Origin of the sequence: Brevundimonas sp., assembly GCF_030656255.1 — a bacterium.
GTDB lineage: Bacteria > Pseudomonadota > Alphaproteobacteria > Caulobacterales > Caulobacteraceae > Brevundimonas.
The window spans coordinates 1-8147 of sequence record NZ_JAUSOE010000150.1 but is presented as its reverse complement, the minus strand read 5'-3'; the positions used below and the strand labels follow the sequence as shown (position 1 = coordinate 8147).

Sequence of the window (8147 nt, the reverse complement as noted above, 5' to 3'; positions counted from 1 at the left end):
GGCTTCACCCACCGAATAGGGGGGGCAGTTGTAGTGCAGCAGGAAGCTTTCCTTGAAGGTGCCCTGCAGGCTGTCGATGTACTGTTCGTCCTCGCCGGTGCCGAGCGTGGCGACGACCAGGGCCTGGGTTTCCCCACGCGTGAACAGGGCCGAACCGTGGGTGCGCGGCAGGACGCCGACTTCCGACACGATGGCGCGGACCTTGTCGAGGGCGCGGCCGTCGACGCGGTGGGCGTTCTCGATGATGTCGCGGCGCAGGACCTCGGCTTCGCATTCCTTGAAGGCGGCCGAGAACTTGGAGCTGTCGACGCCCTCGGGGTTTTCGTCGGTCTTCACCAGCTTGGCGGCGGCGGTCTTCTTGGCCGCGTCGACGCCCGAGCGACGGTCGTACTTGCCGGGGTGGGTGTAGGCGACCTTGATGTCCTCGCCGACCAGCGACTTGATCGAGGCGACGACGTCCGAGTGGTCTTCACCCTGGAAGTCGAACGGCTCCTTGGCGGCGTGTTCGGCCAGTTCGATGATGGCCTCGATCACCGGCTGCATGCCCGCGTGCGCGAACATCAGGGCTTCGAGCATCTTCTCTTCCGACAGCTCCTTGGCTTCGGATTCGACCATCATCAGGGCGTCCTGGGTGCCGGCGACCACCAGGTCCAGGTCCGAGGTCGCGATCAGGTCGATGTGCGGGTTCAGAACCAGCTCGCCGTCGATCAGGCCGACGCGCGCGGCGCCGATGGGGCCCATGAAGGGCACGCCCGAAATGGTCAGGGCGGCCGAGGCGGCGACCAGGCCGACGATGTCCGGATCATTTTCCAGATCGTGCTGCAGCACGGTGACGACGACCTGGGTCTCGTTCTTGAAGCCCTTGACGAACAGCGGGCGGATCGGACGGTCGATCAGGCGGGAAACCAGGGTTTCCTTCTCGGTCGGACGGCCTTCACGCGTGAAGTAGCCGCCCGGGATCTTGCCGGCGGCGAAGGTCTTTTCCTGATAGTTGACGGTCAGGGGGAAGAAATCCAGGCCCGGCTTGGGCGAGCGGCCATAGACGACGGTGGCCAGAACCACGGTCTCTCCGTAGGTCGCCAGCACGGCGCCGTCGGCCTGGCGGGCGATGCGGCCCGTTTCCAGGGTCAGCGGGCGGCCGGCCCACTCGATCGTCTTGCGTTTGATATCGAACATATTTCGTCTTTCGTATCCCGGACGGCGTATTCCGTGCGGGGTCCCATCATTGGGGGTGGATGCGTCGGGCGTTCAGTCCTTCGATCCAGGGGTCGCCGCGCCATCGCGGAAGACCCGGTAGAGGACCGGCATGGCCCTCGCGTCTGCGCCGTAAAAGTCCTGCGGCACCCAGGTCGTGTCTAAGAGGTTGGTTCTAATCGCACAACGAGGCGCGGACGTGACCGCCCGCGCCTCGAAATACAGTCTTACACTGATCCGACGCCTTAGCGGCGCAGGCCCAGTTTCGCGATGAGCGCCTGGTAGCGACCGGCGTCGACCTTGTTCAGGTGGTCGAGCAGGCGGCGACGTTGCGACACCATCTTCAGAAGGCCACGACGCGAGTGGTTGTCCTTCTTGTGGGTCTTGAAGTGTTCGGTCAGGTTGGAGATGCGTTCCGACAGGATCGCGACCTGAACCTCGGCCGAGCCGGTGTCGCCAGCGGTGCGGGCGTTATCGGCGATGATCTCGTGCTTGCGTTCAGCAGTAACCGACATCGTAAGAGTCCTTTCTTGGCCTATCGCGCTTCGCGCTACTTGAGGCCTTGGGATCTCGGCCCTTGCCGGATGGCGCGGGCCTAGAGGTTGAAAACGCGGTCGGGTTCTAACCGGCCGGCCCGCAACTGACAGAGTGCGACGAGGGTCTGGCCCTGAAAGGCTGAAACCGTTCGCGAACCGCCGGAAAGGCGATCCTTGAGGGTTTCCACCTGACGGGGGAGCAGAACGATCGGGCGTCCCTGCCGAAGCGAGAAGGCGTCCTGATCCGTCACGGCCAGCTCCGGGATGTCGTCCAGGGCGGTCGCAACGGGAAGCAAGCCTTCCGAGGCGGCGCCCCTATGCACCAAATCCTCGAGAAAATCCAGCGTCACGGCGTTTTCGGTATGAAACGGTCCCACCCGCTCGCGCCGCAGGGCCGAAACATGCCCCTCGGCGCCCAGGACGGCCGCCAGATCGCGCGCCAGCGACCGCACATAGACGCCCTTGCCGGTGCGGATGGTCAGTTCGACATGATCCGCGTCCGGCGCGTCAGAAACTTCGGCCGAATGGATGGTGACGCGGCGGGCCTGAAGCTCGAACTCGACCCCGTCGCGGGCCAGGTCATAGGCGCGGGCGCCGTCCACCTTGATGGCCGAGAAGCGGGGCGGGGTTTGGTCGATCTCGCCGACGAAGGCGGGCAGGGCGGCCTTCACCGCATCGACCGAGGGGCGCACGTCGGAGCGGCCGATAATCTCGCCCTCGCGGTCCACGCTGTCGGTCGAGACGCCCCAGTTGATGGTGAAGCGATAGACCTTCTGCGCCTCCATCATCATCGGCACGGTCTTGGTCGCCTCGCCCAACGCGATGGGCAGGATGCCGCTGGCGAGCGGGTCCAGGGTTCCGGCGTGACCGGCCTTCTGGGCGTTGAACAGGCGGCGGATGCGGCTGACCGCTTCGGTCGATCCCATCTCGAACGGCTTGTCCAGGCAGACCCAGCCGTCGACGACGTCGCCCTTCTTCTTGCGGGCCATTATGCTGGGCCTATCGCGCTTCGCGCTGCTTGAGGCCACGATGCTGGGCCTACCGCGCTTCGCGCTACTTGAGGCCGGGTCATTATGCGTCGCTCTCGCTCTCGTCGTCGCGGCGTTCGAGGTCGGCGCGGACGCGGGGGTCGTCGAACAGACGGTCGATATGGCCGGCGGTGTCGAAGCTTTCGTCGTGGAGGAAGCGCAGGTCGGGGGTGAACTTCATGTCCAGGCGGCGGCCCAGCTGGCCGCGCAGGAATTTGGCGTGGACGTTCAGCGCCTTGATGATCTCGCTCTCGTGGCCGGTGGTCGCGGCGGCTTCGACGCCGGCGCCCAGGGGTTTGACGAAACAGGTGGCGTGTGTCAGGTCCGGCGACAGGCGAACCTCGGTCACGGTGACGGAAACGTCGGCCAGGGCCTCGTCGCGGATGTCTTCTTCACGCAGGATATCGACCAGGGCGTGGCGGATCAGTTCGCCAGCGCGCAGTTGGCGCTGGCTGGGCCCTGTTCCAGAGCGACCGGCGCCGCCGGAATTGCGGGTATGTTGTTTCTGGGCCATCGGCCGCTCCTTCTTGTTCGCCCGCCGGGGCTCGGACCCGGCCGGATAAGCGAAAGTCGGGCGGTCTAGGCGTGTGGAGCCGCCCTGTCCAGTTCCACCGCTTTTACGGAGCGCATCACCTCGCCTGAAAACACCGACTTCGCGGGGCGGATCGTCACCCCGCCGGCGTTCAGCACGCCGGCCGTCCAGTGGTTGCACAGGTGCAGGATCGAAAAGGTCTCCCGGCTGGCGAAGAAGCGGGCGTCGTCGCCGGGACGAGCGGCCGCGACACGCGGCGCGCCGTCCGAGAGGTCGAGCGAGGACTCGATCCGCCTCGCCATCCGGTCGAAGGCGGCGGGCGGGAGGCGCAGGGCCGCGCGTCGGTCAGCGGCGTAGCGGTCGCGTGGATCCTGGCGCTCCGGGTCCAGCATGATGACGGAGGGATTGCCGGGCCGGAAGAAGGCGCGTGCGCCGTCGGGCAGGCGGTCAGAGATGGGGCTTTGATCGACATAGAAGATGGCGTCGCCCCAGCCGATCAGGACCCAGTCGCCGGGCGCCAGGGCCGCGACGGCCTGTCCAAGCGGCCCGCCGCGTCGTTCTAGCGCCGCACGGGGCACGGCCAGATCGGTGTGGAAGCCGTTGTCGAGCAGATAGACCGCGACCGGCGCGTCGGCGGCGGAGGGGACAGACGCGCCCGGTCTGGTCCAGGTCAGAAGGGCGGCGACGACGCCGATCAAAACCGCCAGGGGCAGGGCCCATCGCATCGCCGTCTCTCCGAACGCCTATTCAGGCTTCAGGATAAACGACCAAGCGTGGCGGGCGAAAGGGCGCGCCGTCGGCGGAAGGGGTTGGATCTAGGAATCGGTGTCCGCAAACGGCGAAACCGGCGCCGTCTGCCATTCGCCGCGCCAGTCGTAGCTCAAGGTCACGCAATGGCGGTAGGTCCCGTCGGCCCAGCGGCCGACCGCCTGCATTGTCAGGGGGCGGGGCGCGCGTATGCGGCTCATCACCACCCAGACGTCGTTCGCGCCGGGACACAGGGCGCGCGCCAGACCGCGGCCGTCGCCGGTCTGGTCGATCGCATAGATATCCGTCTCGTTCGCCCCCTCGGGCAGGACGCGCCGCGCCTCGTTCGGGCCGCCCCGGGTGAAGTCGGCCGACCCGCGCGCCGTGGTCGAGAACAGCCGCTCGGCGCTGACCGCCCCGAACAGGCCGCGCCTGACCTGCAGGGTGATCCCCTTGGTCAGGGCCTGGGTGATCCGATCCGAGGCGTTATAGGACAGATAGCGGGTGTCGGCATGGGCCGGGGCGGCGGCGGACACGGCGACAACAGCGGCGGCGACGGGAACGAGAATGGAGCGCATGTCTCTTCCTTCGTCAGGCTTTGCGGCGGGAGCGGGGCCTTAGGCCTCGCCCAGACAGCGCAGGGCGACTTCGAGGTTGCGCAGACCGTCCTCACCCGTCACCGCCGGGGTCTCGCCGGTGTTGATGGCGCGGGCGAAGGCCTCCAGTTCCTTCCGAAGCGGTTCGGCCGGCCAGCTGTTCAGCATGCGGGTCGAATAGGAGCCGTCGGGCTGCTGCCCGAAATACTCCGTCACCTGGCGGGTGATCAGGTCGGCGACGATGAATTTGGTCTTGGTGGCGACCTGCAGGGTGCGGGTCTTGTAGGGGGTGACCCAGTTGGTGGTGATGTGGGCGATCACGCCATTGTCGAGCCGGAACTGCAGCAGGGCCGTATCCTCGCGCTCGGCGCGGGTGCGGGCCAGTTGCGGCTGGACCTCGACGATCTCGGATCCGGTCAGATGGCGGATGATGTCGATGTCGTGGACCGCCAGGTCGATGACCACGCCCACCTCGCCCATCCGGGGCGGAAAGGGGCCGACGCGGGTGATCTGGATCGAGATGATCTCGTCGTCGGCGACGGCGCGCTTGACCGTGTCCACCGCCGGATTGAAGCGTTCGACCTGGCCCACCATCAGGACGCGGTCGTTGGCCTTGGCGGCGTCGATCATCCGCTGGGCGTCGGCGACCGTGGCGGCGATCGGCTTTTCGACCAGGACGTGGACGCCCTTTTCCAGCAGAGCGACGCCGATCTCGGCGTGGAAGCGGTTGGGCGTGGCGACCACGGCGGCGTCCAGGCCGGCGTCGACAAAGGCCTGTGCCGTGGTGACCGGCGTCGCCTCATAGGCGGCGGCCACGCCATCGGCCGTGACGGCGTCGGGGTCGAAGACGGTAGTCAGGTCGAACTCGCGCATCTCGGAGGCGACGCGCGCATGGTTGCGCCCCATGACGCCGACGCCGGCGACGCCGAACTTGAGGGCGGGAGTATTCGGCATCAGGCTTGGCCCTTGTAGCTGGCGACGGCGGCGATGACCTTGTCCTGGGTCGCCTCGTCCAGGTCGGCGTGCATCGGCAGGCTGAAGACCACGTCCATCAGGCGTTCCGTTACCGGCAGGCCGCCGGCGCCGCGCGGGAAATGCTCATAGGCCGGCTGCAGGTGCAGCGGGATCGGATAATAGACGGCGGTCGGCACATCGTGCGCCTTGAGATGGGCGATCAGGCCGTCGCGGTCGGGGTGTTGGACCGTATATTGCGCCCAGTTGGAGATATTGCCCGCCGGGACGTCGGGGACCTTGGCGACGTGGGGGCGCAGGCCTTCATTGTAGCGGGCGGCGATCCGGTTGCGCCACGTGATCTCTTCACCGAACACCTTCAGCTTTTCGATCAGGACGGCCGCCTGGATGGTGTCCAGACGGCTGTTCAGGCCGATGCGCATGTTCAGATATTTGGGATCGTGGTCGAAGGTGCGGTCCTTGAGGTCCACCGCCACGGCCTTGCCGTGGACGCGGACGGAATCGATCAGCTGGGCCAGTTCGTCGTCATCGGTCAGCACCGCCCCGCCGTCGCCGTAGCAACCCAGGGGCTTGGCCGGGAAGAAGCTGGTGGTGGTGATGTCGGCCCATTTCAGCGGATGGTCGCCGGCGATGGTGCAGCCGAAGCCCTGGGCCGAATCCGCGATCAGCTTCAGCCCGTGCTTGTCGCAGACAGCCTTGATGGCCGGATAGTCGGCGGGCTGGCCGAACAGGTCCACGGCGATGACCACGCGCGGGGTCAGGCGGCCCTCGGCCTTGATCCCTTCGATGGCGCGCTCCAGCGCGGCGGGGTCCATATTGTAGGTGTCGGCGTCCACATCGACGAAGACCGGCTCGGCGTCGAACCAGGGCACGACCTCGGCGGTGGCGGCGAAGGTGAAGCTGGGGACGAAGACCGCGTCGCCGCGCCCGATGCCCCAGGCCATCAGCGGCAGGGCCAGGGCGTCGGTGCCGTTGGCGCAGCCCAGGGCGTGCTTGGCCTGACCGAAGGCGGCCAGGTCGGCCTCGAACTGGCGAACCTGAGGCCCCATGACCCAGGCGCCGCCGACGACGGCTTCCTGAACGGCGGCCTCGATCTTGCCGGCGAGACGCAGGCGTTGGGCCTGAAGGTCGATGAAGGGGATCATGAGGCGCGCTCTCCACGAGGATCCGGGGGGGATCGGGGGCGGCGGACCGACGTCGGGCCGCGAGGATGGCCGCCGTCCTAGCAAGATCGAACGCGGAGACCAAACCGTGCGGCGTCACTTCGCGTTGCCCATTGCAACGATGATGTTCTAAGCCGACGCCATGTCCGCCCTCGCCGCCGCCCAGACCAAGGTCTCCAACTGGTTGTTCCACCAGGCCCTGCCGCTGTGGGCCGAACAGGGCGTGGACGGCCAGGGGCGGTTCTTCGAACAGCTGGATTTCGAAGGCCGGGCGCGGACCGGACTGCGCCGCCGCACCCGGGTCCAGGCGCGCCAGATCTATGTCTTCTGCGAGGCCGCCGCCCTGGGCTGGGCGCCGGGGCGGGCGGTGGCCCAGGCCGGTCTGGACCGGATGATCGCCGCCTGTCGCCGCGACGACGGCCTGTGGGTCGCCGCGACCGACGATGCAGGCGTGGTCGTGGACGAGACGCCGGACCTGTATGATCTGGCCTTCGTGCTCTTCGCCCTGGCGGCTGCGCATCGGGTGCTGGGCGAAGACCGGGCCCGGCCCCTGGCGCTGGAGACCCTGGGGGCGATCAATGCGCTGATGGCGGCCCCGCACGGCGGCTGGCAGGAGGCCTTGCCGCCCCGCCTGCCGCGTCGCCAGAACCCGCACATGCATCTGCTGGAGGCCGTGCTGGCCTGGCAGGCGACGGCGCCCGACCCGGTCTTCGAGACGGCGGCGCGCATGTCGCTGGACCTGTGTCGCGACCGTTTCCTGATCGACGGCGCGATCCGCGAATATTTTACCGAGGATTGGCGACCGGATCCGGCTGTCGGGCACATCGTCGAACCCGGCCATTTCGAGGAATGGGCCTGGCTGTTGCGCCAGGCTGAAATCGCCGGTCTCTACGCCGGCCCAGGCATGGATCAGGCGGCGGAGGCCCTGCATCGCCGCGCCGTCGCCCAGGGGCTGAAGGGAGGTTTCATGATCCGCGAGATGGACGCCGCCGGGGCGCCGATCAACGCCGGGCGTCGTCTGTGGGCTCAGACCGAGGCTGTCCGCACCGCTCTGACCTTCGGGGAAACCGCCGCCGCAGACCTGATCGAGGCGACCTTGGCCACCCATCTGGCGACTGCGGTTCCGGGCCTGTGGATCGACAGTTATGAGGCCGACGGGACGTCGATGGACAAGGCTGTGCCCGCCTCCAGCCTGTATCACCTGATGACCGCCTTTTCCGAACTGCTGAGACATGACGCATGACCGGCCTGCCCGCCGTCTTTCTGGATCGTGACGGGGTCCTGATCGAGGATTCCGGCTATCCGCACCGGCCCGAACATCTGAAGCTGATCCCCGGCGCGACGGCGGCGGTGCGGCGGCTGAATCGGCTGGGCTATCT

At 67.6% G+C, this 8147-nt stretch carries 9 protein-coding genes; 1 reads left to right on the top strand and 8 read right to left on the bottom strand.

The window, feature by feature from the left end; translation table 11 throughout:
* The 8 genes from Q7J26_RS14890 to Q7J26_RS14855 form a co-directional block, all read right to left on the bottom strand.
* Window positions 1-1176: polyribonucleotide nucleotidyltransferase (locus Q7J26_RS14890; RefSeq protein WP_304937171.1), on the bottom strand; the 1176-nt coding region annotated here is incomplete at its 3' end.
* 263 nt (window positions 1177-1439) lie between these two features.
* Window positions 1440-1709, bottom strand: coding sequence for a 30S ribosomal protein S15 (rpsO, locus tag Q7J26_RS14885; protein ID WP_008261985.1), 270 nt, complete (start codon window positions 1707-1709; stop codon window positions 1440-1442).
* A gap of 80 nt (window positions 1710-1789) precedes the next feature.
* Window positions 1790-2719 carry a tRNA pseudouridine(55) synthase TruB gene (gene truB / locus Q7J26_RS14880; protein ID WP_304937170.1) on the bottom strand — a complete coding sequence of 310 codons (930 nt, stop codon included), beginning with the start codon at window positions 2717-2719 and terminating at the stop codon, window positions 1790-1792.
* Between the two features lie 82 nt (window positions 2720-2801).
* Window positions 2802-3272 (bottom strand): 30S ribosome-binding factor RbfA, encoded by a 471-nt coding sequence (gene rbfA / locus Q7J26_RS14875; protein WP_304937169.1) that lies wholly within the window; start codon window positions 3270-3272, stop codon window positions 2802-2804.
* A gap of 65 nt (window positions 3273-3337) precedes the next feature.
* Window positions 3338-4015 (bottom strand): DUF2459 domain-containing protein, encoded by a 678-nt coding sequence (locus tag Q7J26_RS14870; RefSeq protein WP_304937168.1) that lies wholly within the window; start codon window positions 4013-4015, stop codon window positions 3338-3340.
* 90 nt (window positions 4016-4105) lie between these two features.
* Window positions 4106-4615 (bottom strand): hypothetical protein, encoded by a 510-nt coding sequence (locus Q7J26_RS14865; RefSeq protein ID WP_183196902.1) that lies wholly within the window; start codon window positions 4613-4615, stop codon window positions 4106-4108.
* 39 nt (window positions 4616-4654) lie between these two features.
* Window positions 4655-5587, bottom strand: coding sequence for a Gfo/Idh/MocA family protein (locus Q7J26_RS14860; RefSeq protein ID WP_304937167.1), 933 nt, complete (start codon window positions 5585-5587; stop codon window positions 4655-4657).
* Window positions 5587-6750, bottom strand: coding sequence for a DegT/DnrJ/EryC1/StrS aminotransferase family protein (locus Q7J26_RS14855; RefSeq protein WP_304937166.1), 1164 nt, complete (start codon window positions 6748-6750; stop codon window positions 5587-5589). The genes Q7J26_RS14860 and Q7J26_RS14855 overlap by 1 nt, the downstream gene beginning before the upstream one ends.
* Before the next feature lie 160 nt (window positions 6751-6910).
* Here Q7J26_RS14855 and Q7J26_RS14850 point away from each other — a divergent pair, with 160 nt between their 5' ends.
* The gene (locus Q7J26_RS14850; RefSeq protein ID WP_304937165.1) at window positions 6911-8011 is read left to right on the top strand and encodes an AGE family epimerase/isomerase; all 1101 of its coding nucleotides are present in this window, start codon (window positions 6911-6913) and stop codon (window positions 8009-8011) included.
* The last annotated feature ends 136 nt before the right edge of the window (window positions 8012-8147 follow it).

Coding starts and splice junctions, on each gene's coding strand:
- rpsO (WP_008261985.1), bottom strand. CDS start 1,709: ATGTCGGTTACTGCTGAACGCAAGCACGAGATCATCGCCGATAACGCC.
- truB (WP_304937170.1), bottom strand. CDS start 2,719: ATGGCCCGCAAGAAGAAGGGCGACGTCGTCGACGGCTGGGTCTGCCTG.
- rbfA (WP_304937169.1), bottom strand. CDS start 3,272: ATGGCCCAGAAACAACATACCCGCAATTCCGGCGGCGCCGGTCGCTCT.
- Q7J26_RS14870 (WP_304937168.1), bottom strand. CDS start 4,015: ATGCGATGGGCCCTGCCCCTGGCGGTTTTGATCGGCGTCGTCGCCGCC.
- Q7J26_RS14865 (WP_183196902.1), bottom strand. CDS start 4,615: ATGCGCTCCATTCTCGTTCCCGTCGCCGCCGCTGTTGTCGCCGTGTCC.
- Q7J26_RS14860 (WP_304937167.1), bottom strand. CDS start 5,587: ATGCCGAATACTCCCGCCCTCAAGTTCGGCGTCGCCGGCGTCGGCGTC.
- Q7J26_RS14855 (WP_304937166.1), bottom strand. CDS start 6,750: ATGATCCCCTTCATCGACCTTCAGGCCCAACGCCTGCGTCTCGCCGGC.
- Q7J26_RS14850 (WP_304937165.1), top strand. CDS start 6,911: ATGTCCGCCCTCGCCGCCGCCCAGACCAAGGTCTCCAACTGGTTGTTC.